This window comes from Actinoplanes sp. NPDC048967 (assembly GCF_040649415.1).
Lineage (GTDB): Bacteria > Actinomycetota > Actinomycetes > Mycobacteriales > Micromonosporaceae > Actinoplanes.
This window is the reverse complement of record NZ_JBEZFL010000002.1, coordinates 326,790-348,171: the sequence shown is the minus strand read 5'-3', so window position 1 is coordinate 348,171 and position 21,382 is coordinate 326,790. Positions and strand designations below refer to the sequence as shown.

The window sequence follows — 21,382 nt, the reverse complement described above, 5'->3', positions numbered from 1 at the left end:
CGACGGGGTCCCGCACCCGCCCGGCTGCAGTTCGGGCGGGTGCGGGACCCTTTTCTCATGCCCCGCGGGTGACCACAGGGCCGGAACCGCCGCCCGGGGGCGAGCCGGCTGACGGCAGGTCTTCGGGTTCCCAGGGCCCCGGTGCCTGACTCGGCACCGGCGGTCGCGCGGTGGCGCGGCCCGCCGCCGGATGGGCCGGGTCGCTCACCCGGCCCAGCACCGGCGGCCAGGTGTCGACGGCCGGAGCGATGCCCTGGCTGGGCCCGGTGGGTGGGATCGAGGGGATCATCGGGGCCTCCGCGGCGAGGTCGCGCGCACCGGTGAGTCCGGCGCGGTGCAGTTTGTGCCAGCGCAGCCGGCCGCCGGTCATGGCGGTCACCGCCGACTGGATCAACACCAGGTACATCAGCTGCCGGTACGCGAACTGTTGCAGCGGCAGGCGCCACAGCGGACGCAGCGACTCGTTGTCGAAGCGGAACGCCACGGCCGCGGTGAACAGCTGCAGGGCCAGCATCAGCCCCCAGGCGATCATCGTCGCGCTGAGCTCCCAGAAGACCAGGCCGTACAGCAGCATGATGTCGACGACCGGCGCCAGCAGCGGCAGCGCCACCCCGAACAGGGCCAGGAACGGCAGCCCGACCCGGCCGAAGCGCCCCGAGTCGCCGGAGTCGGTCAGCGCCCGGCGGTGCTTCCACATCGCCTGCATGGTCCCGTAGCTCCACCGGTACCGCTGGCGGTAGAGCTGCTCCAGCGTCGCCGGCGCCTCGGTCCAGGCCTTGGCCCGCTCCTCGTAGACGACCCGCCAGCCGGCCCGGCACAGCGCCATCGTCACGTCGGTGTCCTCGGCCAGCGTCTCGTCGCTGATCCCGCCGACCTGGGCCAGCGCCGCCCGGCGGAACGCGCCGATCGCGCCGGGCACGGTCGGCATGCAGTTGAGCACCTCGTACAGGCGGCGGTCGAGGTTGAAGCCGATCACGTACTCGATGTGCTGCCAGGCCGCGACCAGCGTCTCGCGGTTGCCGACCTTGACGTTGCCCGCCACCGCGCCGACCGCCGGGCTGGCGAACGGCTGCACCAGCATCCGGATCGAATCCGGCTCGAAGATGGTGTCGCCGTCGACGGTGACGATGATGTCGTGCCGGGCCAGCGCGATCCCGGTGTTGAGGGCGTTGGCCTTGCCGCCGTTGGGCACCCGGATGACCCGCACGTTGGGCAGGCCGAGCCGTTCGACGATCGCGGCCGTGCCGTCGGTCGAACCGTCGTCGACGACCACCACCTCGATGTCCGGGTAGTCACCGCCGGCCAGGGACCGGACGGCGGCCTCGATGCCTTCCTTCTCGTTGTAGGCGGGCACGATGACCGAGACCGGTTCGGTGACCGGCGGCCCCCAGGACCAGCCCGGCTTGCGGCGCTGCCGGGCGTGCCGGGTGGCGAGGGCGAGAAGCAATGCCGTACGGCCGATGGTCAGCAGTCCGACCACCAGGAACAGTCCGGCCAGGGCCCACACCAGGCCGTCGGCCAGCCGTACGGTCCAGAGCAGTCCGGCCCCACGCAGCCTGTCCGTGCTGCTCGCCTCGGGGTTCACCGGCAGCAGCGGCACCGCCGCGGCTGAGTCCTTGCGCTGGTCCGCGATGGACAGGTTCAGGCCCTCGGTGACCGTGGTGAACCGGTAGCCGCGCGCCTTCATCATCGGGATGAAGACCCGCAGCGCCGCCAGCGTCTGGGACCGCTCGCCGCCCGCGTCGTGGAACAGGATGACCGCCGAGGTGTCGCCCTTCGGGGTCGCGTTGCGGACGATCTGCTCGACGCCGGGGCGCTGCCAGTCCTCGCTGTCCAGGTCGTTGACCACGACCAGATAGCCCTGCCGGCCCGCCTCCTTGACGATCCGCCAGTTCACCTCGTCGATGGCCTGCGGCTTCGAGGAGTACGGGAACCGCACCAGGTTGGTGTGCACGTCCGCGGCCCGGGCGATGGCGACCTGGGTCTGCGACAGCTCGAAGGTGCGCCGCCACGGGGCCAGCCGCTGCATGTTCGGATGGGTGAACGTGTGCAGGCCCAGCTCGTTGCCGTCGGCGGTGATCTTCCGGGTCAGGTCGGGATTGCGGGCCACCTCGGAACCGACGACGAAGAACGTGCCGTGCGCGTCGTTCTCCTTGAGCACCTGCAGGACCTTCGGCGTCCACTCCGGGTCGGGGCCGTCGTCGAAGGTCAGCGCGATGGTGCGGGCCGGCAGCCGGTTGGAGCTCTCCTGGCCGCCGGTGGTGTTGATGATCGGTCCACCGTTGCGGATGGCGGCCGGGACGCCGTCCTGGTCGCCGACCTCGGACTCGAGGTGGTCGCTCGTGAACTCGGCGTTGATGTAGGCCTGCACCACCAGCACGCCGACGAAGAGGCTGATCAGCAGCGTGCCGAGCAGGACCCGCGGACGGGGCAGCAACCGGCGGCGGGAGCGGCCGCGGTTGCGGTTGCGGCGGGCCGGTGGGCGGGTCACGGCGTGTCCTGGTCGCTGGGCTCCGGCTCCTCGGCGGGCTCGGCGTCGCGGGCGACGGCCACCTCGGCCCGGACGGCGACCACGGGAGCGATCTTGACGGCGACCTCGACCGCGGGCGGGGCCGGCGGGACGGGCTCCTGCTCGGCGGGCGCCTTCGTCCCGGGCTGCTCGCCCGCCGAGCCTCCGCTGCCACCGCCTTGGCCACCGCTACCGCTACCGCCGCCGCTGCTGCCGCTGCTGCCGCTGCCGCTGCTGCCGCTGCTGCCGCTGCTGCTGCTGCCGCTGCTGCTGCTGCCGCTACCGCCGCCGCTGCTGCCGCTACCGGTGCCGCCGCCCTGGCCGCCGCTGCCACTGCCGGTCTGCGGGATGACTGGCGGGGCCGGTGGCTTCGGGGGCACCGGCGCGACCGGCGGCGGGGGTGGCGTCGTCGGTTCGGTGGTGTCCGACGGTTCGACGGTGGTGGTCGGTGTGGTGGTCGACGACTCGACCGGCTTGGGCGGGGGCCCTTTCACCGGGGTCTTCGTCGTCGTCGGCCCGGGCGCCGGCGTCCGGGCCGGCCGGGAACTGGCGGTGCCGCGCGGCGTGACCGCCCGCGCGTGCCGCGGCCCGCTGACCGGCAGTCCGCGCCGGGGCAGGACCTCCAGGATCGGCTGGGCGCTGGTCGCGGTGACGACCGGTTCGGGGGTCGGGCTCGGCCGGGCCACGACGAGGTCCTCCTCGTCCTTGCCGTCCGCGAGGTCGGGCAGGGGCAGGACGGCGCTCGAGCTGACCGGTCCGCCGGCCAGGCTGACGCTGATCAGCCCCCCGTAGACCATGCAGAGGGCACCGAAGCCGTACGCGACCCGGCGCAGCAGGCGGCTGCGGCGGCCGGTCGAGTCCACGAACACCGGCGAGGGATGCGCGACGACGATCACCTCGGTGTCAGGCATGTCGACGTCGGCGATTGGCGGGTTTTGGGGCTCCTGCAATGTCACGCGGCGAGCTTAGGAACATCTCCGGCGATCTTGACGGCAGTCACCGGTTCTGATGACCGCCGAACGTGGGACCGGAATCAGCCGAAACGGTGAGCGTTCACGTTTGACCTGCTGGAGATGGTGTGCGTGACATTTCCGGGGGTCTCGCTGACCTGCGGACAATGACGCCGGGAGCAAAGGTTACGCCGTTTTCGCCGACGACTTCCTGTCGCATTCCCGACTGTCGTCCCCGCCATTATCCGAATGGGTTTCACCAGCGGATAAGTGCCATTAAAACCAATATAGCGCTATGCACCTTTTGTCCGAGCGGAACGCGACGTGCGCGCCTGGTCACGGGCCGATGACGACCTGCGCCAACTTTCCCGGTAACTGAGTAAGTCCACCCGTTGTGTCCACCATCGGCGGTCGTTAAGCTTCCTCATGCGCGCCTCTATCGCCCGCTTCCCCCGTGGCAGGCGATCGGGGCGCGCGCCTTGTCTCTGGAAACACGGTTCACGAGAAACGCCCGCCGCTGACCGCGACGGGCGTTTCCGCGTTTCCGGCTGCTAGATCCAGCGACCACCGAGCCACATCCGGGCCGACCAGTCGGCGTACGGGATCAGCTGCCCCACGAAGATCGGATAGAAGTACGCGAAGCAGAGCGCGACCAGCAGGACATAGACGCCTGCCACGACGGTGCCGACCAGCTGTCTGTCCGTTCGTCCCGCGCCGGTGGCTGTCCCTTCCGGTGGCGTCATGATCGCGCCGAGCACGTAGACGACGGCCAGGATCAGGAACGGCAGCGCCGGCAGCACATAGAAGGCGAACATGGTGCGTCCGTCGGCCACCGCGAAGTAGAACCACGGGAGCAGGCCGGCCACCACGCCCGTACCGATGGCGAAGGCCCGCCAGTCCCGCCGGGCGATGCCGAACCAGACCAGCGCGCCCAGCGCGGGCAGGAACGACCACCACAGAATCGGCGTGCCCAGCAGCAGGATCTCCGCCGCGCAGCTCGGGGCCCCGCAGCTGCCGTTGCCGTTCCAGTAGAACGCCACCGGGCGGCCCAGCAGCAGCCACTGCCACGGCCAGGACTGGTACACGTGCCGGTCGGTCAGTCCGCTGTGGAAGTTGTACGCCTCGGAGTGGTAGTGCAGCAGGTTCAGCAGCGGGCCCAGGATCGGCGGCTCGCTGAGCCCGTTGGCCTCGCGGTAGTGCCGGAAGTAGCCGGTGTCGGTGACGAACCAGCCGGTCCACGAGGCCAGGTAGAAGATGATCGTGAGGACGAAGCTCAGCACCAGGTAACCGAGGTCGCCGAGCAGGCCGCGCCGCACCGGGCGGCGTACGCCGGCCGAGCGCCGCGCCTGGGCCCGCCACACGATCACCAGCAGCCCGTAGAAGGGCGCGAAGAACAGCGCACTCCACTTGACGCCGCAGGCCAGCCCGAAGAGCACCCCGGCCGCGAGCAGCCACCAGGGGAAGACGCGGGGCAGGCCCCGGGCGGTCGCCGGGTCGTAGCCGTCCGCCAGGGCCCGCAGCCAGCGCCGGCGGTAGTGGTCGCGGTCCAGCACCAGCGCCCCGAAGGTGGCCAGGATGAACAGCCCCAGGAAGATGTCGAGCAGCGACGTGCGTGACAGCACCAGCTGGAAGCCGTCCAGCGTCATCAGCAGGCCCGCGATGCCGGCCAGCACGATCGAGTGGAACAGCCGGTACGCGATCCGGATCAGGATCAGGATCATCAGGGTGCCGGCGATCGCCCCCGAGATCCGCCAGCCCAGCTCGTTGTTGCCGAACACCTTCTCGCCGAGCGCGATCAGCCACTTGCCCAGCGGTGGGTGCACCACGTACGCCGGGCCGTTGGTCTTCTCGTCCCACTCCACGCCGTGCTGGAGCATGTCCCAGGCGTCGGTCGGGTAGTAGACCTCGTCGAAGATGTACCCCTTCGGCCGGGTCAGCCCGACCAGCCGCAGGATCGCCGCGATCGCCACGATCACCCCGGTGACCAGCCACGAGTACGGGTTCCACCACCGGTCCAGGGTCGCCAGCCGGCGGCGCACCGCGTCCGGCACACCCCCGGCGCCGGTGGCCGACGTGGCGTCCGGTGGCTCGTCCGCAGGGATGTCTGCGCTGATCTCTGTCTCAGCTGTCGCCGAAGTCACCCCGCGATCGTAGGCCGCGGGACAAGTCCACGGCGCTCGGCGCCCGCGCGTCTTCATGTGATGGACTTTGCGGGTGGCGGAGATGGGTACGGGCCGGGTCGTGCTGGTCGGCGCGCCGCTGGGCAACGTCGGCGACGCGTCCACCCGGCTGCGCGAGGTGCTGGCGAGCGCGGACGTGGTCGCCGCGGAGGACACCCGCCGGCTGCTGCGCCTGGCCAGGGACCTGGACGTCACCGTGGCCGGGCGGATCGTGTCGTATTTCGAGGGCAACGAGGAACGCCGTACCCCCGATCTGGTCTCCGCCCTGCGCGACGGCGCGGTCGTCGCCGTGGTCACCGACGGCGGGATGCCCAGCGTCTCCGACCCGGGCTACCGCCTGGTCCGGGCCGCGCTGGACGCCGGCTTCCCGGTCACCGCGGCCCCCGGTCCCAGTGCCGTGACCACCGCCCTGGCGCTCTCCGGGCTGCCCAGCGACCGGTTCTGCTTCGAGGGTTTCCTGCCGCGCAGCGGCTCGGGCCGCCGGTCCCGGCTGCGCGAGCTCGCCGCCGAGCCTCGCACGCTGGTCTTCTTCGAGGCGCCGCACCGGATCTCGGCGGCGCTGACCGACCTGGCGGGCGCGTTCGGCGCCGAGCGCGAGGCCGCGGTGTGCCGCGAGCTGACCAAGACCTACGAGGAGATCCGCCGGGGCCCGCTGGGCGAGCTGGCGGCCTGGTCGGCCGCGGCCGAACCGCGCGGGGAGATCACCGTGGTGGTGGCGGGGTCGCCCGCCGGGCCGGCCGAGCGGCCGGCCGACGAGGACCTGCGCGCGGCGGTCGTCGAGCGCGAGGCCGCGGGCGAGTCACGGCGCGACGCGATCCAGGCCGTGGCCGACATGTACGGGCTGCGCAAGCGCGACGTGTACGCGCTCGTGCACACCGTCAATAAGTGACGGACAGGAAACCGGCGAGCAGCACCAGCGGACCGGCCAGGCTGATCAGCAGAGCCGCGCGGCGCGCCCGGGCCGTCTCCAGCCGCCGGGCCCCGGTCAGCGCGGCGATACCCAGGCCGCAGAGCAGCACCAGCACGAAGCTCAGCGCCCAGCGCAGGTGCACGAGCATGCCGGTGTCACCCACGTACGCCTGCCGGCTGTCACTGCTGACCATCCGGGCCGGCGCGCTCGTCCCGGGCGCCCGCTGGGCCGGTTCGATGCCGAACAGGGCCAGCCGGTCCACCCGGTAGGTGCCGTTCGCGGCGGTGAACTGGCCGGTGCAGCGCTGGCTGACCCCTGACCCGGTGCACCGGGTGACCGTCGCGGAGCCGCGGTCGCCGTGCCCGACCGCCAGCCAGAACGGCTCGGCGCTGACCCAGGCGAAGAACGCGGCGATCAGCCCGAGCGCGAGCAGCCCGAACAGGCCGGCGGCGGGACGGCGGGGCTCCGGCGCGCGACGGCGGGCCCGCGGGCGGACCTCGGCGGCCTTTTCGGGGGCCTCGGCCGGTGGTGCGGACAGCGCGCGGCGTTCCTCCTCGGCTTTCCAGAACGGGGACGTCTCGAGCAGCGCGGCGGTGCGCTCCTGGCGTACCCGGTCCTGCAGGGCCCGGTCGGCCCGGGCCGGATCGTGCCGGGTGCGGCCGAGCCGGGACAGCCCGGAGGGCGGCTGGCCGGGCACCGCGTTGCGGTCCAGGGCCACGGTGGGCCGGTTGCGGTCGGGCTCGGGCAGGACCATCACCTCGGGGGCTTCGGCCTGCGGCGGCTCCACCGGTACGGCGGCGAGCGCGTCGACGATCGTGGTCTCCCGCTCGGGCTCGGCGGGGCTGACCCGGTTGCGGGTGGCGTAGACGGTGCCTTCGCCGGCGGTGTTGAAGCGTTCGGCGTCCACCCGGTCGTGGTGCTGTTCGGTGGCCTTGTCATTCTCCGGGCGGGCGTCCCCGGCCTTGGCCGGGGTGGCCTGCTGTTCGAGCGGCTTCGGCTGGGGTTGCGCGTGGCGCGGTGCCGGCTCGCGGATACCGGGCTCGGCTTTCGCCTGGCGGGGTGCTTCGCCGGTCAGGGCCGCGCGGACGTCTTCGGCGCCGGCTCGGTGGGCCTCGCCGGCCTCGCCGGTGTGCTGGGCCGGCGGCGGCGGGTCCAAGGTCGGCGTAGTGGACGGCGCGGCCGCGGCAGCAGTCGCCGGGGTGGTCCGCCGGCGCTGGGTGCGGGGACCGCTGGTGTCCTGGTCGTCGGCGCGCCACCACGGGGAGGCGGGGTCCGCGTGCGACCACGGGCTGCCGTCGTCGCGGGAGGTTTCCCCAGGCTGTGGCGCGTCACCCGTCATGGCTCCCATTGGACTACGGCTTCCGGCGACGATCAGGGAGATGTGTGGCGTGTCGGGACAAAAAGGGCGGCCCGCAGGCCGGCAGTCGAGGTCACTACGCTTGGTACCCATGAGTCACGTTCTCGCCGCGGTCGCCTGGCCCTACGCCAACGGCCCGCGCCACATCGGTCATGTCTCCGGCTTCGGGGTGCCCTCCGACGTTTTCAGCCGGTACATGCGGATGTCCGGACACGACGTGCTCATGGTCTCGGGGACCGACGAGCACGGCACGCCGATCCAGGTCCAGGCGGACGCGGACGGGGTGACGCCCCGTGAGCTCGCCGACCGCTACAACCGGGTCATCGTCGAGGACCTGCACGGCCTCGGTCTGTCCTACGACCTGTTCACCCGGACCACCACCGGCAACCACTACGCCGTCGTCCAGGAGCTGTTCACCGGCCTGCACGCCAACGGCTACATCGTCGCCAAGACGACGCTGGGCGCGATCTCGCCGTCCACCGGCCGGACCCTGCCGGACCGCTACATCGAGGGCACCTGCCCGATCTGCGGCTACGAGAGCGCCCGCGGCGACCAGTGCGACAACTGCGGCAACCAGCTCGACCCGGAGCAGCTGATCAACCCCCGCTCCCGGATCAACGGCGAGACGCCGCAGTTCGTCGAGACCGAGCACTTCTTCCTCGACCTGCCGGCGTTCGCGCAGTCGCTGGGCAAGTGGCTGGACGCGCGCGAGGGCTGGCGCCCCAACGTGCTGAAGTTCTCCCGCAACCTGCTCGACGACCTGCAGCCGCGGGCGATCACCCGGGACCTCGAGTGGGGCATCCCGATCCCGCTGGACGGCTGGCGGGACCGCCCGGACAAGCGCATCTACGTGTGGTTCGACGCGGTCATCGGCTACCTGTCGGCGTCGATCGAGTGGGCCCGCCGGTCCGGTGACCCGGAGGCCTGGCGGCAGTGGTGGTCCGCCGACGCGCAGGGCAAGGACGCGCTCGGCTACTACTTCATGGGCAAGGACAACATCGTCTTCCACTCGGTGATCTGGCCGTCGCTGCTGCTCGGCTACTCCGGTGCGGGCGACAAGGGCGGACAGCCCGGCTCGCTGGGCGCGCTCAACCTGCCCACCGAGGTCGTCTCCAGCGAGTATCTGACCATGGAGGGCCGCAAGTTCTCCTCGTCGCGCAAGGTCGTCATCTACGTCCGCGACTTCCTGGAGCGCTACGACGCCGACGCCCTGCGCTACTTCATCGCGGCCGCCGGCCCGGAGTCCAACGACACCGACTTCACCTGGGCCGAGTTCGTCCGGCGCAACAACGACGAGCTGGTCGCCGGCTGGGGCAACCTGGTCAACCGGTCGATCTCGATGGCCGCGAAGAACTTCGGCGCGATCCCGCCGGTGGTCGATCCGCAGGAGGAGGACCTCGCCCTGCTCGCGTCGGTGCGCGAGGGCTTCACCAGCGTCGGCGAGCTGATCGGCAAGCACCGGCAGAAGGCCGCGATCGGTGAGGCCATGCGGCTGGTCGCCGAGGCCAACAAGTACCTGTCCGACCAGGCGCCGTGGAAGCTCAAGGACGAGGCCGCCAAGCCGCGGATGGGCACCATTCTGGCCACCGCGTTGCAGGCCATCAGCGACCTGAACACGCTGCTGACCCCGTTCCTGCCGCACTCCGCGCAGAAGGTGCACGAGCTGCTCGGCGGCACCGGGGTGCACGCGCCCATGCCGTCCATCGTGGAGGTCGACGACCTCGACGGCGGCCCGGGCTATCCGGTGCTCACCGGCGACTACACGGTCGGCGCCCGGTGGGAGCCGGTGCCGCTGGTGGCTGGTACGCCGCTGGCCGCGCCCAAGCCGGTCTTCCGCAAGCTGGACCCCTCGGTGGTCGAGGAGGAGCTCGAGCGCCTGGGTTCCTGACCCTTCATCGGATTGATCAACCTTGTGGCCGTCGGGTACCTTCGGCGCGCACGGGGGATACGCAAGCGTTTCATCGGTACGGCGACGTTCTGACGTCGTCGTGCCGATGACGCTCTTCCTTCGTTCGGTCTTCCCCTCGAAGGAGCTTGATGAATTCACGTCTCACGCGTCCGCTGCTGGCGTTCGCGATCAGTGGTGCTCTGGTGGCCGGCAGCAGCCTGGTCGGCGGACCCGCCTCGGCCGAACCCGCCGCCCCGCAGCCGGGGTCGACGGACGCCGCGTCGGTGCAGGAGGAGCCGACGCCGGACGCCACGGACCCGGCCGTTCCCGCGCCGGACCCCACGGACACCGAGGAACCCACCCCGGACCCGACCGACACCACCGATCCCGGGCCCGAGCCGGACCCGGCCGACACCGCCGCCCCGGTCGGCAAGTTCGCGCTCAACTCGCGGGCGCTGTGGATCGGTCAGTCGGTCAGCCTCACCCAGGGTGCGGTCACCGACGACACCACCCCCGCCGAGCAGGTCACCCGCACCGCGACCTGGGGCGACGGCACGTCGACCACGCTGGCGGCGGACACGGCGCAGTACACCCACGAGTACACCGCCAACGGCAAGTTCACGGTCACGGTGACCTACCAGGACGCCGCCGGCAACAGCAGCAAGGCCACCTCGACCGTCACCATCACGACGCCGGGCAAGTTCAAGTTCAGCAAGACCACCGTCTGGGCGCACGAGCCGTTCTCGGTCACCTTCTCCAACGTGCCGAACGGCACCACGAAGATCGTGTTCGACCAGGGCGACGGCTGGGTGGTGACGCTCAAGGGCAAGAACCAGAGCGCCTGGCTCTACTACTACACCCGCAAGAACGGCAGCTACATCAAGGGATCCGTCACGTCGCGGGCGACCTTCTACAACAAGTACGGCGCCTCGTCGGCCATCGTGGTGGGCAAGGTCACGGTCAAGGCCGACGGCTGGAAGCCCACCACCACCGTCAAGAAGCCGAAGAACAGCAACCGGATCAAGAGCTGGAAGTACGCCACCGGTACGGCCAAGGACAAGGGCTCCGGCGTGTACCGCGTCGCGGTGTTCGCCTCCCGTCAGACCGGCAGCAAGTTCTACTGCTACAGCTCGAACAACACGTGGAAGCTGGTCAAGACCGACGCGCAGGCCGAGAAGTACTGCGTGGCGCACTACGTGAAGGCCAAGAAGGGCAAGTGGAGCCTGCGGCTCAAGGGCGTCGCCAAGGGCACCCTGTGGGTCGACGCGTCGACCCAGGACGTATCCAGCAACTGGGGCAAGTTCGCCACGGTCAAGGCGAAGATCACCCGCAGCTGATCACCTGAGCACTGTGGAACGGGGCCGGCCGGCGCCGGCCCCGTTACAGCTGGTACGGCAACTCGGCGATGTGGTGATCGGTGAGCTCCCGCAGCGGCGCCCACACCTCGTAGACGCCGCGCTCGTAACAGCGCGCACCCACCGCGGCCACCGTGTCGGCGTCGGGCCGCACCAGCCGCAGCCGGGCCCAGCTGTCGTCGCGCTGCAACACCCAGCACGGCACATCGCGCCACAGCGCCTTCTCGGCCCGGCGGCACAGCGTCGTCACCGGATAGCGGGCCGCGCGGGTCAGCGCCCGGGCCCGGAACTCCTCCGGCGGGTCGGCGATGGCCTGGTACTCGTGATCGTTGATCCGCCCGATCAGCCGGGCCGAGCCCGCGTCGGTGCACGGCACGTACTCACGGTCCGGGCTCACCCCGGGCAGGCCCTCCAGCAGGTGCCGCCAGCGCGGGCCGGCCAGCCGCAGCCAGCCGTGCTGCTCCGGCTGGTACGTGTAGAGCACCACCTCGTCGCCGGTGCCCGGGTAGGCCAGCAGCTGCGCGTTGGCCGGCAGCGGCAGGTCGGCGAAGTCCGCGGTGACGAACTCCGGGATCAGGTCGTCGGTGCTCGGCGTGAAACCGGTGCCCAGCACCATCGGGCCGATCCGCGAGTGGGCCGGCAGGGCGGACAGCCCCGGCTGGACGGCGCCCATCGGGATCTCGTAGTCGCCGGGGTCGACCGCGCGCCAGCGCAACGCGTACGCCACCTGCGGGTCGCCGGCCCCGTCCGTGCGCAGCAACGCCAGCTCATCGGGCCGGCGCAGGTGGGCGATGTCGCAGGCCCGGTAACAGAAGCCGTACGGCATCCACCCGGCCAGGTGACCGGCGAACTGGGCGGCGGACAGCACCTTGGTCATCCGGGTGCCGCGGCGTACGGCGGCGGTGGCGCGGATCCGCTGCAGCACCATGTCGTCACGGTGGCCGGCGGACTGGGCCATCGACTGCACCCGTTCCCAGGTCAGGTCGCGGCGCAGCGGAGCCGTCAGCGGCGGCTCGAGAGGGTCGGTACCGACGTCGGCGGCCTCACCGGTCACGGTCACCAGAGCAAGTTAGGCCCGGCGGGTGTACCGGGGATGAACGCCGGGTTACCCGTGGTGCTGTGTGATCCTGGACAGCGATGAACAGTTCTCAGCCTTCCGAATCGCGCAAGGCCCGGGCCGCCCGGCGCGCGGGTGAGTTCCCGCCCGCGCCGGAGCCACTGGCGGTTCCGGTCTTCGACAGCCACACCCATCTCGACATCACCGTCCACGAGGCCGGCGTGCCCGGCGGAAGCGGTCCGGGCGGCGCCGGCACCGACGATCCGGTGCAGGCCCTGATCGACGCCGCTGCCAAGTCCGGTGTGGACCGGCTGCTGCAGGTCGGCGTCGACGTGGCGTCCTCGGTGTGGAGCGCCGAGCTGGCCGGGCGCAACCCGTCGGTGCTGGCCGCCGTCGCGCTGCACCCGAACGAGGCGCCACGGCTGGCCGACCTCGACGAGGCGCTGCGCGAGATCGAGGCCCTCGCCGCCCAGCCCCGGGTCCGCGGCCTCGGCGAGACCGGCCTGGACACCTTCCGCACCGGCGACGACGGCCGGGCCGCCCAGGAGCTCAGCTTCCGGGCCCACATCGCGATGGCCAAGCGGTACGCCAAACCGCTGATCATCCACGACCGCGAGGCCCACGCCGACGTGCTGCGGGTGCTGGACGAGGAAGGCGCCCCGGAGGTCGTGGTGCTGCACTGCTTCTCCGGCGACGCCGACTTCGCCGCCGAGTGCGTGCGCCGCGGCTACCTGCTCAGCTTCGCCGGGACGGTCACCTTCGCCAGCGCCGGCCACCTGCGCGCGGCGGCTGCGCTCACCCCGCCCGAGCAGCTGCTGGTCGAGACGGATGCGCCGTACCTGACGCCGGTGCCGTATCGGGGGCGGCCCAACGCTTCGTACCTGATCCCGCTCACCATGCGGGCCCTGGCCCAGACCACCGGCACCGACGTGGACGCGCTCTGCGCGGCCGTCTCGGCCAACGGGGAGCGCGCCTTCGGGCCGTGGCGCTGATCAGGCCAGCGGATAGGCAGCGCAGTCGAGCTGCTCGCCCAGCCCGCCGAGCACCTTCGCGAACGCCGTGGGCGCCGCCGCCAGCGGCCCCCGGGAGACGAACCGGACCGCCCAGCGGTGCCCCGGCGCCACGTTGAAGATGCGGTAGAGCACCAGCGAGCCGCGTTCGTCCGGCTCGACGCTGGTGACGCCGCGATACCACCACTCGCCCTGCTGGGCGATCGAACGCGCGGCCCGGTCGAGGGTGACCGTGATGGTGCTGCCCTCCAGCGTGACGGTGAACTCGTCACCCCGGGCCGGCGTCGCGGAGCCGGTCGCGGCCAGCGGCGACCGCCCACCGGGCCGGGCATCGAGCAGCACACCGGCGACGTCGTCCGGGGCGGCTTCCACCACGCCGCGCAGCTCGAGCAGCTCCGTCATGCCCTCGTTCTACCGTGTCGGGGCCGGTCACCGCTGCCCCGTGGCGTCCGGTCACCCCCCGGCGGCCGTAGGCTCTGACCTCATGGCTGACGCACTGCTCGGCCCGGCGGAGATCCGGGAGCTCGCCGCACGCCTCGGCGTCGCGCCGACCAAGAAGCTCGGCCAGAACTTCGTGCACGACCCCAACACCGTCCGCCGGATCGTCACCGCAGCCGAACTGACCAGCGACGACGTGGTCCTGGAAGTGGGACCCGGACTGGGTTCGCTGACGCTGGGACTGCTCGGGACGGCCGCGCACGTGCACGCCGTCGAGCTCGACCCGGTGCTCGCCGCCGCGCTGCCCGAGACGGTGGCGGAACGGGCCGATGTCGCCAAACTGACCGTGCACCACGCCGACGCGTTACGGATCCGCGCGGCCGAGCTGCTCCCGGCGCCGACGATGCTGGTGGCGAACCTGCCGTACAACGTGGCGGTGCCGGTCGTGCTGCACCTGCTCGCCGAGCTGCCCACGCTGCGCGGCGGCCTGGTGATGGTGCAGAAGGAGGTCGCGGACCGGCTGGTGGCCGGCCCCGGCTCGAAGGTGTACGGCGTCCCGTCGGTCAAACTCGCCTGGTACGCCGAGGCGCGCGCGGCCGGCAAGGTCCCGCCCGCGGTGTTCTGGCCGGTGCCGAACGTGGATTCCGGCCTGGTCGCGTTCGCGGCCCGCACCCCGCCCGCCGGCGTGGACCGCCGGACGGTCTTCCAGGTGGTCGACGCGGCCTTCGCGCAGCGCCGCAAGACGCTGCGGGCCGCCCTGGCCGGCTGGGCCGGCGGCGCCGTCGAGGCCGAGAAGGTCCTGGTCACCGCGGGGGTCAGCCCGCAGGCCCGCGGCGAGTCACTCTCGGTGCGGCAGTTCGCCGCGATCGCGGCGGCCGCCACCGGCCCGGGGTACGGCGGTAAGCTCAGCGCGTCCGGCCGGCGGCACGAGGAGGTGGACTCATGACAGCGCGACCGATCGGCCCCGTCATGGGGACCCCCGACCCGATCATGCAGCGGCCGGCCGCGCCGTTCGGCATCCGGCGGTCGATCGCGGACGTCACTCCGTGACGGAGGCGTGGGGGCCGGACGACGACAAGCCCCGCCGGTTCGCCGGCCCGGTGAAGGTCCGCGTGCCCTCGAAGATCAACCTGCATCTCGGGGTCGGTCCGCTGCGCGCCGACGGGTTTCACGAGCTGAACACGGTCTACCACGCGATCAGCCTGTTCGACGAGCTGACCGCGCGCCGTGGTGACACCCTCGCGCTGACCATGGAGGGCGAGGGCGCCGGTGAGCTCGCTCTCGACGACAGCAACCTGATCATGCGGGCCGCCCGGGCGCTGGCCGCCAAGGCGCGCGTACCCGCGCATGCCCGGCTGCACCTGCGCAAGTCGATCCCGCTCGCCGGCGGCCTGGCCGGCGGGAGCGCCGACGCGGCCGCCACCCTGCTCGCCTGCGACCTGCTCTGGGGGACCGGCTACAGCAAGGACGAGCTGGCCGAGATCGGCGCCGAGCTCGGCTCGGACGTGCCGTTCCTGCTGCACGGCGGCACGGCCCTGGGCACCGGGCACGGCGAGACCGTCAGCCCGATCCTGGCCCGGCCGACCACCTGGCACTGGGTGGTCGCCATCGCCGACGGCGGCCTGTCCACCCCCGAGGTCTACCGCGAGCTCGACCGGCTGCGCGACAGCCCGTGGCCGCCCGCGGCCCTGGAGAGCGCGGACGAGCTGATGGGTGCCCTGCGCCAGCGCAAACCCGAGGTGCTCGGCGCCGCGCTCGCCAACGACCTCCAGCCGGCCGCGTTGTCGCTGCGCCCGGCCCTGGCCGACGTGCTCAAGGCCGGCTACGACGCGGGCGCGGTCGCCGGCATCGTCTCCGGCTCCGGACCCACCTGTGTGTTCCTCGCCACCGACGGCCCGCACGCCGAACGGGTCGCGGCCCGCCTCAACGAGGCCGGGGTGTGCCGCACCGCCCTCACCGCGCGGGGACCGATGCCGGGGGCCCGGGTAACCTAGAGGCATCGTGGCCAACATCATCAATCTGGACCGGGTGAACAAGGGCTACGGAGCCGCCGGTCAGCTGCTTACCGACGTTTCCCTGGGGCTGGACGACGACGCCCGGGTGGGCATCGTCGGCCTCAACGGGGCCGGCAAGTCCACCCTGCTGCGCATGCTCGCCAAGCTCGAGGAGCCGGACTCCGGCCGGGTCACGCACCGCCGTGACCTGCGCGTCGCCGCACTTCCGCAGACGCTGACGCTCGCCCCCGAGGCGACCGTCCGCGATGTCGTGCTGGGCACCGCCTGGCTCAGCGAGGGCATGGGCGCCGAGCACGAGTGGGCCGGCGACGCCGGCGTCCGGGCGATCCTCACCGGCCTCGGCATGGGCCACCTCGGCCTGGAGACCCCGGTCGGGCCGATGTCCGGTGGCGAACGTCGCCGGGTCGCGCTGGCCGCCCTGCTGGTCCGTGAGTCCGACCTGCTCATCCTCGACGAGCCCACCAACCACCTGGACGTGGCCGGCGTCGACTGGCTGGCCCGCTATCTCCTGGGCCGGCGTGGCTCACTCGTCGTGGTCACCCACGACCGGTGGTTCCTCGACGCTGTCTGCACCGCGACCTGGGAGGTCGTCGACGAGCAGGTCTATGCGTACGAGGGTGGCTATGCGGCCTGGACCCTGTCCCGGGCCGAGCGCCTGCGCGTCGCCGCCGCGGTCGAGTCCCGCCGGCAGAACCTGCTCCGCAAGGAGATCGCCTGGCTGCGCCGCGGCCCGCCGGCCCGCACCTCGAAGCCGCAGTTCCGGATCGACGCCGCGAACGCGCTGATCGCCGACGTGCCCCCGGTCCGGGACCAGGTGAGCCTGCAGCGGCTGGCCACCACCCGGCTCGGCAAGCAGGTCTACGACCTCGAAGAAGTCACCCTGCACGCCGGCCCCAAGCCGATCTTCCAGAAGCTGACCTGGCAGGTCGGCCCGGGCGACCGGATCGCCATCCTCGGCGCCAACGGCGCCGGCAAGACCACCCTGCTGCGCCTGCTCGCCGGGATCACCAAGCCCGACGGCGGGCGGCTGGTCACCGGCTCGACGGTGAAGGCGGCCTTCCTCTCCCAGGAGCTGCGGGAGCTGCCGGGGCACCTGCGGCTGCTCGAAGCGGTCGAGGAGGTCGCCCGGCGCGTGCAGCTCGGCGACCGGGAGCTCTCCGCGGGCCAGCTCGCCGAGGTCTTCGGCTTCACCGACAAGCGCATCTGGACCCCGGTCAGCGACCTGTCCGGCGGCGAGCGGCGGCGCCTGCAACTGCTGCGGCTGCTGGCCACCGAGCCCAACGTGCTGCTGCTCGACGAGCCCACCAACGACCTGGACACCGACACGCTGGCGTCGCTGGAGGACCTGCTGGACTCCTGGCCGGGCACGATGATCGTCGCCAGCCACGACCGCTACCTGGTCGAACGCGTGACCGACACGGCGTACGGGATGTTCGGCGACGGCCGGCTGGTGCACCTGCCCGGCGGCATCGACGAATACCTGGCCCGGGCCGGCAACCCGGCGGCCCCGCCCGGCGAGCTGCTGGCCACCGGCGGCAAGGCCCCGGCGGCCACCTCCGGCATGTCGGCCGCCGAGCTGCGGGCCGCCCGCAAGGACCTGTCCCGCCTCGAACGCCAGGTGGCCAAGCTCGACGAGCGCATTCTCAAGATCAACGAGAGCCTGGCCGTGCACGGCAGCGACTACGACAAGATCATGGAGCTGGACGCCCAGCTCAAAGCCGTCCAGGAGGAACGCGGCCAGGTCGAGGAAGCCTGGCTCGAGCTCGCCGAACGCGTACCCGAGAGCTGACCCGCACCCCCGGAGCGACCATGATCCGGGGGTGCCCCTGCGCCGGCTCCGGCGATGCGCGAGAATCTCCTACGACACCACCCGACGTTGGAGACGGACACCATGGGACACAATCCGGTCAACCACCCGCTGCGGCCGATCTACCGCGCTCTGGGCGCGCTGACCGGGGCCTACCTCGTGCTGTTCGGCGTCCTCGGCGCCATCGTCACCGCCGATGACGGCCTGTTCGGCAACGGCGAGGACCGCGTGCTCGGCCAGGAGACCAACCTCTTCTGGTCCCTGATCTGCGTGCTCGTCGGCGCCATCGTGCTCATCGCCACCGTGATCGGCCGCAACTCCGACACCGTGATCGACAAGTACTTCGGCTGGGGCCTGCTGGTCGTCGGCAGCTACGAACTCGCGGCGATCCGCACCGACGCCAACTTCCTCAACTTCAGCATCTCCACGGTCGTGGTCACCTACCTGCTCGGCCTGGTGCTCATCATGGCGGCGTACTACAGCAAGGTCGCCCCGCCGGAGCAGGCCAGCCCGCCGCGCCAGGCCCGCGAACGCCAGTCGCAGTCCGCCTGACCGGTCACCGGGACCGCGTCGACAAGGCCGGCTTCGTCTCCAGGTGGGAGAGCCCGTTCCAAGCCAGATTGACCAGATGGGCCGCCACCATCTCCTTCTTCGGCTTGCGGGCCTCCCGCCACCACTGACCCACCAGCGCCACCATGCCGACCAGCGCCTGCGAATACAGCTCGGCGAACTTCGGATCCAGCTCCCGCGCCTTGAACTCGGCGCCCAGAATGTGCTCCACCTGATGCGCCACATCGTTCATGACGCTGGAGAAATTGCCGCCCGGCGACAACACGGGTGACTCCCGCACCAGCACCTGGAAACCGTGCGGCTCCTGGTCGATGTAGTCCAGCAACGCCAGCGCGGCCTGCTCCAGCAACTCCCGAGGATCCCCGGCGGTCAACGCCCCGGTGATCCGGTCCAGCAGCGCCCGCACCTCCCGGTCCACGACCACGGCGTACAGGCCCTCCTTGCCGCCGAAGTGCTCGTAGACGACCGGCTTGGAAACCTTCGCGCGGGCCGCGACCTCCTCGATCGACGTGGCGTCGAAACCGCGCTCGGCGAACAGCTGGCGGCCGATCGCGATCAACTGCTCCCGCCGCTGCGCGGCCGGCATACGAACCCGGGCAGTGCCCTTGGTGGACGCGGCGGCGGCGCGAGAGGCCCGCCGGGCGCGCGGCTCGTGGCCTGGCTCGCTCTGGTCTGTCACCCGGCCATCCTGCCAGCTTGTCCGGGGTGTCCATTGTCCCGCGCGGCCTACCGGCCATCGATGAGGCGTACGACAACTAGTCTCACGACTAGTAAGATATCGACATGCGCACACCTCTTGAGGAAGACCCGCGCGCCGAGGCTCGACGCCTCCGGGTCGATCCGGGAATGTCCCTGTCCCAGCTGATGAAGCACTTCGGAGTCGGAAGCGCCACGCTGACCGACTGGCTCCGGGGCATCGAGCCGCCGGACTGGACCCGCCGGCCGAACGCGAAGGACGACCTGCGGGCGCGAGCACTCGAACTGCGCGCGCAGGGCTGGTCGGTCAACGACCTCGCGAGCGAGATCGGGGTCGCCAAGTCGACAGCGCACGCATGGGTGAAACACATCCCGCTGGATCGCGACAGTGAGCGTGCGCGCCGCAAGCAGGAGCACGCCGCGGTGATGGCGGCGGGGCGCTGGGACGCCAAGCGGGAGGAGCGGGATCGACGACAGAGCGAGGTGCACGCCGAGGCGGCGCGCGCTGTGGGCGAGCTCTCGGACCGTGACCTGCTGATGATCGGCGCCGCGGTGTACTGGTGCGAGGGCGCGAAGTCCAAGCCCTGGCGCCGGCTCGACCGGCTGACCTTCATCAACAGTGATCCCGGGCTGATCTCGCTGTTCCTGCGTTTCCTGGCCGTCTGCGGCCGGGACGCCGAGTCCGTGGACTACCGGGTGCACATCCATGAGACGGCTGACGCGGAGGCGGCCGTCACGTGGTGGGCCGAGGAGCTGAAGGTACCGCGCCGGCTGTTCCAGCGGCCGACGATCAAGCGCCACGCGCCGGCCACCAGACGGGCCAACACCGGCCGCGACTACCACGGCTGCCTGGTCGTGTCGGTTCCCCGATCGCGTGAGCTGTACTGGCGGGTGGAGGGAGTGATGGCCACGTTGACGCGGCTGACATAGTAGATTTCGGCAATCGGTCGCAGACGATAGTGTGGCGACCGAACCAATCGGCCGTGGTGAAATAGGCATCACCTTCGGTTTTGGTCCGAAAGTTCCGGGTTCGAACCCTGGCGGCCGAGCTTGTTTTATGGTAGGGGACTCAGGTCTTGAGTCCGTGCGGCTGAGTAAGCGCCGCTTGCACCGCCACTGCGATCAATGGAGTCCGCGTGAGCCAGGCCCGGAGCCGTACCGTTGTCGTTCTTGCCGCCGGCGAGGGCAAACGGATGAAGTCCGCCACGCCGAAGATGTTGCATCCGCTGCTCGGGCGCACCCTGCTCGGTCACGTCCTGCACGCCGCCGAGGCCGCGCGCGCCTCCCGCACCGTCGTGGTCGTCGGGCACAAGGCCGACCAGGTCCGCGCGCATCTCACCGAGATCGCCCCCGGTGCCACCCCGGTCCTGCAGGCCGAGCAGAACGGCACCGGGCACGCCGTCCGGATCGCCCTGGATGCCATTCCCGAGGCCATCGGCACCGTGGTCGTGCTCAACGCCGATGTGCCGCTGCTGCGACCCGGCACCGTCGAGGCACTGATCGCCGCGCACGAGTCGACGAGCCGGGGTGCGACCGTGCTCGCCGCCGAGGTTCCCGATCCGACCGGGCTGGGCCGGATCGTGCGGGACGGTGCCGGCAACCTCGAGCGCATCGTGGAGGAGCGGGACGCTTCCGCCGAGGTGCGGGCCGTGCGTGAGGTCAACGCCGGCATCTACGCGTTCGACGCCGCGTTGCTGCGGGAGGCGCTGGGCAAGCTCTCCACCGACAACGATCAGGGTGAGGAGTATCTGACCGACGTGTTCGGGCTGCTCGCCGCCGTCGGGCACGCGGTGGGGGTGCATGTGGCCGCCGACGCGCTGGAGACCCTTGGGTGCAATGACCGGGCCGAGCTGGCGCGGCTGCGGGGGCTGCTGCGGGACCGGGTCAACACCGAGTGGATGCGGGCCGGGGTGTCGATCCTCGATCCGGCGACGACCTGGATCGACGTGACCGTCGCCCTCGAGCCCGACGCCGTGGTGGATCAGAATTCGCAGTTGCAGGGTTCGACGACGGTGGCGACCGGCGCGGTGATCGGGCCGGACACGACGCTGATCGACACGGTGGTCGCGGCCGGGGCCACGGTGCTGCGGACGCATTCCATCGGCGCGCAGATCGGGCCGGATGCCTCGGTGGGTCCGTTCTCGTTCCTGCGGCCGGGGACCCGGCTGGGCCGCAAGTCCAAGGTCGGCGGGTTCGTCGAGACGAAGAACGCCGAGCTGGGCGCGGGGGCCAAGGTGCCGCACCTGACGTACGTGGGTGACGCGACGATCGGCCCGAAGGCGAACATCGGGGCGGGCACGATCTTCGCCAACTACGACGGCGTCAACAAGCATCACACCACCGTGGGCGAGGCCGCTTTTGTCGGCAGCGACACCGTGCTGATCGCTCCCGTGGAGATCGGGCCGGGTGCTTATGTGGCCGCCGGCAGCGCGGTCGCCAAGGACGTGCCGGCGGGCAGTCTGGGAGTCACGCGGGCGCCGCAGCGCAACGTCGAGGGGTGGGTGGCGCGCAAGCGGCCGGGCACCGTTTCGGCCGAGGCTGCGGATCGGGCCGGGAAGCCGGAGACTGAGGACACCGGGGCGTAACCGGCGCAAGCTGGGGTGAGGCATCCCACGACCGGGCTGCCGTTCGTGGCACCGG

Annotated in this window: 17 protein-coding genes and 1 tRNA gene; 11 read left to right on the top strand and 7 right to left on the bottom strand. The window is 71.6% G+C overall.

Going from position 1 to position 21,382, the window contains the following annotated elements:
• Positions 1 to 55: 55 nt before the first annotated feature.
• The 3 genes from AB0C12_RS08275 to AB0C12_RS08265 form a co-directional block, all read right to left on the bottom strand.
• Entirely contained in the window at positions 56 to 2,491 is a 2,436-nt protein-coding gene (locus tag AB0C12_RS08275) for a bifunctional polysaccharide deacetylase/glycosyltransferase family 2 protein (RefSeq protein ID WP_360545533.1), read from the bottom strand.
• A complete protein-coding gene (locus AB0C12_RS08270; RefSeq protein WP_360545531.1) occupies positions 2,488 to 3,420 on the bottom strand; it encodes a hypothetical protein in 933 nt (310 codons plus the stop codon). Before AB0C12_RS08270 ends, AB0C12_RS08275 begins: the two co-directional genes overlap by 4 nt.
• Before the next feature lie 590 nt (positions 3,421 to 4,010).
• Positions 4,011 to 5,600 carry a glycosyltransferase family 39 protein gene (locus tag AB0C12_RS08265; protein WP_360545529.1) on the bottom strand — a complete coding sequence of 530 codons (1,590 nt, stop codon included), beginning with the start codon at positions 5,598 to 5,600 and terminating at the stop codon, positions 4,011 to 4,013.
• An 82-nt stretch (positions 5,601 to 5,682) separates the two neighbouring features.
• On the opposite strand from AB0C12_RS08265, the gene rsmI reads away from it, so the two are divergent.
• Positions 5,683 to 6,528, top strand: a complete 846-nt coding sequence (gene rsmI / locus AB0C12_RS08260) for a 16S rRNA (cytidine(1402)-2'-O)-methyltransferase (RefSeq protein ID WP_360545527.1) — start codon at positions 5,683 to 5,685, stop codon at positions 6,526 to 6,528.
• Here rsmI and AB0C12_RS08255 read toward each other — a convergent pair.
• Positions 6,518 to 7,888, bottom strand: a complete 1,371-nt coding sequence (locus AB0C12_RS08255) for a hypothetical protein (protein ID WP_360545525.1) — start codon at positions 7,886 to 7,888, stop codon at positions 6,518 to 6,520. The genes rsmI and AB0C12_RS08255 overlap by 11 nt on opposite strands.
• Before the next feature lie 109 nt (positions 7,889 to 7,997).
• Here AB0C12_RS08255 and metG point away from each other — a divergent pair, with 109 nt between their 5' ends.
• Positions 7,998 to 9,794, top strand: a complete 1,797-nt coding sequence (metG, locus tag AB0C12_RS08250; RefSeq protein WP_360545523.1) for a methionine--tRNA ligase — start codon at positions 7,998 to 8,000, stop codon at positions 9,792 to 9,794.
• A gap of 149 nt (positions 9,795 to 9,943) precedes the next feature.
• The gene (locus AB0C12_RS08245) at positions 9,944 to 11,131 is read left to right on the top strand and encodes a PKD domain-containing protein (protein WP_360545521.1); all 1,188 of its coding nucleotides are present in this window, start codon (positions 9,944 to 9,946) and stop codon (positions 11,129 to 11,131) included.
• 43 nt (positions 11,132 to 11,174) lie between these two features.
• Here AB0C12_RS08245 and AB0C12_RS08240 read toward each other — a convergent pair whose 3' ends face one another.
• Positions 11,175 to 12,209: a hypothetical protein gene (locus AB0C12_RS08240; RefSeq protein WP_360545519.1), complete on the bottom strand. Its 1,035-nt coding sequence runs from the start codon at positions 12,207 to 12,209 to the stop codon at positions 11,175 to 11,177.
• A 77-nt stretch (positions 12,210 to 12,286) separates the two neighbouring features.
• Here AB0C12_RS08240 and AB0C12_RS08235 point away from each other — a divergent pair, with 77 nt between their 5' ends.
• Entirely contained in the window at positions 12,287 to 13,198 is a 912-nt protein-coding gene (locus AB0C12_RS08235) for a TatD family hydrolase (protein WP_360545517.1), read from the top strand.
• Here AB0C12_RS08235 and AB0C12_RS08230 read toward each other — a convergent pair whose 3' ends face one another.
• Positions 13,199 to 13,618 (bottom strand): hypothetical protein, encoded by a 420-nt coding sequence (locus AB0C12_RS08230; RefSeq protein ID WP_360545515.1) that lies wholly within the window; start codon positions 13,616 to 13,618, stop codon positions 13,199 to 13,201.
• 82 nt (positions 13,619 to 13,700) lie between these two features.
• Here AB0C12_RS08230 and rsmA point away from each other — a divergent pair, with 82 nt between their 5' ends.
• The 4 genes from rsmA to AB0C12_RS08210 all read left to right on the top strand — a co-directional run bounded on the left by rsmA (position 13,701) and on the right by AB0C12_RS08210 (position 18,028).
• Positions 13,701 to 14,600, top strand: coding sequence for a 16S rRNA (adenine(1518)-N(6)/adenine(1519)-N(6))-dimethyltransferase RsmA (rsmA, locus tag AB0C12_RS08225; RefSeq protein WP_360545513.1), 900 nt, complete (start codon positions 13,701 to 13,703; stop codon positions 14,598 to 14,600).
• Between the two features lie 100 nt (positions 14,601 to 14,700).
• On the top strand, positions 14,701 to 15,648 hold the full coding sequence (locus AB0C12_RS08220) for a 4-(cytidine 5'-diphospho)-2-C-methyl-D-erythritol kinase (RefSeq protein WP_360545511.1): 948 nt from the start codon (positions 14,701 to 14,703) through the stop codon (positions 15,646 to 15,648).
• A gap of 7 nt (positions 15,649 to 15,655) precedes the next feature.
• Entirely contained in the window at positions 15,656 to 17,458 is a 1,803-nt protein-coding gene (locus AB0C12_RS08215; protein WP_360545509.1) for an ABC-F family ATP-binding cassette domain-containing protein, read from the top strand.
• 54 nt (positions 17,459 to 17,512) lie between these two features.
• The gene (locus tag AB0C12_RS08210; protein ID WP_360545507.1) at positions 17,513 to 18,028 is read left to right on the top strand and encodes a DUF4383 domain-containing protein; all 516 of its coding nucleotides are present in this window, start codon (positions 17,513 to 17,515) and stop codon (positions 18,026 to 18,028) included.
• A 4-nt stretch (positions 18,029 to 18,032) separates the two neighbouring features.
• Here the strand turns inward: AB0C12_RS08210 and AB0C12_RS08205 are convergent, their stop codons facing one another.
• On the bottom strand, positions 18,033 to 18,632 hold the full coding sequence (locus tag AB0C12_RS08205) for a TetR/AcrR family transcriptional regulator (protein ID WP_360547064.1): 600 nt from the start codon (positions 18,630 to 18,632) through the stop codon (positions 18,033 to 18,035).
• A gap of 197 nt (positions 18,633 to 18,829) precedes the next feature.
• Here AB0C12_RS08205 and AB0C12_RS08200 point away from each other — a divergent pair, with 197 nt between their 5' ends.
• The 3 genes from AB0C12_RS08200 (at position 18,830) to glmU (ending at position 21,327) form a co-directional block, all read left to right on the top strand.
• Positions 18,830 to 19,672 carry a helix-turn-helix domain-containing protein gene (locus AB0C12_RS08200; RefSeq protein ID WP_360545505.1) on the top strand — a complete coding sequence of 281 codons (843 nt, stop codon included), beginning with the start codon at positions 18,830 to 18,832 and terminating at the stop codon, positions 19,670 to 19,672.
• A 47-nt stretch (positions 19,673 to 19,719) separates the two neighbouring features.
• Positions 19,720 to 19,791 (top strand) — tRNA-Gln (locus AB0C12_RS08195).
• A 144-nt stretch (positions 19,792 to 19,935) separates the two neighbouring features.
• Positions 19,936 to 21,327 carry a bifunctional UDP-N-acetylglucosamine diphosphorylase/glucosamine-1-phosphate N-acetyltransferase GlmU gene (gene glmU / locus AB0C12_RS08190; RefSeq protein ID WP_360547062.1) on the top strand — a complete coding sequence of 464 codons (1,392 nt, stop codon included), beginning with the start codon at positions 19,936 to 19,938 and terminating at the stop codon, positions 21,325 to 21,327.
• The last annotated feature ends 55 nt before the right edge of the window (positions 21,328 to 21,382 follow it).